This window comes from Collinsella sp. AF02-46-1, from assembly GCF_003465825.1.
Classification (GTDB): domain Bacteria; phylum Actinomycetota; class Coriobacteriia; order Coriobacteriales; family Coriobacteriaceae; genus Collinsella.
In genome coordinates, this window is record NZ_QSBV01000044.1 from 1 (window position 1) to 2,271 (window position 2,271).

The 2,271-nt window shown below is 51.9% G+C and carries 1 protein-coding gene; it reads right to left on the bottom strand.

Annotated features, from left to right (window positions below):
• Positions 1-1,889: DEAD/DEAH box helicase family protein (locus tag DWV20_RS09760; RefSeq protein WP_158566379.1), on the bottom strand; the 1,889-nt coding region annotated here is incomplete at its 3' end.
• Positions 1,890-2,271: the final 382 nt, after the last annotated feature.

Sequence of the window (2,271 nt, forward strand, 5' to 3'; positions counted from 1 at the left end):
TGAATGTGGGAGGTGTTCGGATAAAGTCGATAATCAAGGGTCGCGGAAAGGCCGTATACATATTTGGCTGGAGCGGACTTGAGGACGAGCTCAAGCTGTGGTGCGGCTGCATGGTGACATTCATCACAGATGATGAGGCCGTAATCACGAACGAACTCCTTGGCTATTGGTTCTCCGGTCTGGGGGTCCTTGCTGGACAAAGACTGGAATGAAGCAATGTCGATGAGATGGCTTATGGCGGTTTTGCCTCCTCCGATTTGGCCAATGAGCGGAGGCTGCCTTTTACTGATTCGTCCTTTTGGGGTTCGAACTGGCTTTCTGTTATCCGTAATGTCGATAAACCGTTCGAGCTGGGATTTCCATTGGGCAATGAGCGCAGTCTTGGGAACGATGACAAGCGTTGGAAGACCGATGGCAGCAATAAGATAGGCTCCAATGACGGTTTTCCCGAAACCCGTCGGCGCGGACATGATCCCGTCTTCACAGTTGAGCATCTGTTCGGCGGCAATTTGCTGTTCAGGGCGAAGAGCCCCTTTAAATGTCATCACAATTGGATTGCCCGACATGCGCTTGTCTGAATAGTGAGCAGAAGCGCCGGCTTCTTGAAGCAGCCGCTCGAGTTGTGCTTTACAGCCTCTGGGAATCGCAACGCAGCCATCTCTAAGTTCGCTGAGGTCTATGTACCGCGGTTTGCCGAATACCGATTGGTGCATTGATTGGGCACGGAAGAATTCCGGGTTGGCAAATGTTGCAAGCCTGCGAACCTCCATCTGGGCGGCCGGGCTCAGAGATTTTTCGGTTATGTAGAGCATATCGGCTTGCGTGACGGGTAGCGATGACGGGAAGTCCTGCGGCGCGAGCGGAAGCCGCTTTCGCGGCCTCTGAGAATGTGGCGCGGCGGTGTTTCCCGCCACTGCAGCTGATATTCCATGCGGTTTATTGTCGATGCTTTCGATCAGATTTTGCACCGTTGCATGTGGAATCAGCTGAATTTGCGAAAGGTAAAGCCATTGATCGGGAAAGGGCTCAAATTGCTCGTCAACAAATACACTGTTCCCTTTTCGCTGCGCTTTTCCTTGAAAAGGCAGTGCTATGAGATTTCCGAAGCCGCCCTCAGGAATGGTGGACTGCGCGGGCAGCATCCGGTCAAAAGCTTCAAAGGTGATTGTCTTGTTGAGCGCCGCCGCTTCGGTGATAAGGCTGCTTCCAAATTCTCGTGCGATCTTTGCGCTGGTGAGCTCTAGGAAGAAAAACCAGACATGTGCGCCGTTACCTGATCTCGATCGCTCGACTGCAGCATCGATTCCATGGTTTTTTGCGACAAGCCGAATGGCGTTTGTCGCTTCTTTCCAATCGGATCCGTCAAAGTCGATGACCAGGACTTTTGTGTTGCTGTCACTATCGAGAACGTATTGACCTATGACGTCTCGGAGCCTGTCGTCGTTGCCTTTGAAATGGGCGATGATCGTGGCATCGCTCAGCTCGGGGAAGATGCGGTTGCCGCATTCCGCGCATTTGGTTTTCTGACGATTTAGTTTGGGGCAAATGCCTGCCTTCCACTCATTTGCGCAGGCTGGTGTATAGCCGATTCCCCCGTCTTTTCTGCGGTACCCATGAGCGTAAACATCTTTGCGGCCAGTAAAGAGATTGCGAAAGAGTTCCAATTTGTCGCGCGCTGTGCTCGCACTGGTGACGATTCCCTCGACCTGTGCCCGTCTATCGAAAGATTCGCCAGCTTTCTCCCATTCTTCCAGTGTTGCGTAACGGATGTCTGGACCGTTGCCGCAGATGACGATTTGGCTGTGCGGCTCCGATACATGGGCGACGGTTTTCTTGAATTGGAATAGCGTGCCCCCGATGAGGGCGTATTGATGCGTGACGGTGCTCATGTAAATGCCGTTCTTGTCGGAGTTCATTGAAATGAGGGTACGTTATTTTGATTTTTAAGGGACTCGACTCTGATTTTGGTTCGGCGATAGCGGAGTACACCTCCGTGAGTGGTGTTTGGCTGGTGTCAAAATGTGCGGTAGCTGTTGCTGAATGGGTTTTGGCGGCCATGAGGTGGGCTGGAGGCGCAGGAAACTATCCTCGAATAGACCCTGTGGGCAAAAAATGGTAAATATGAGTACTGTGGTTTGAGCAGTAACATATCATCTGGAAAGTATTTAAGACCAATCGATTCGGATTGGATAGAATCAACCCTCTAAATATGACGATTCGGGACTTTATGAGGTGGCGCGCGCAGACGTGGTGTAAGAGCGTCCCGAGGTC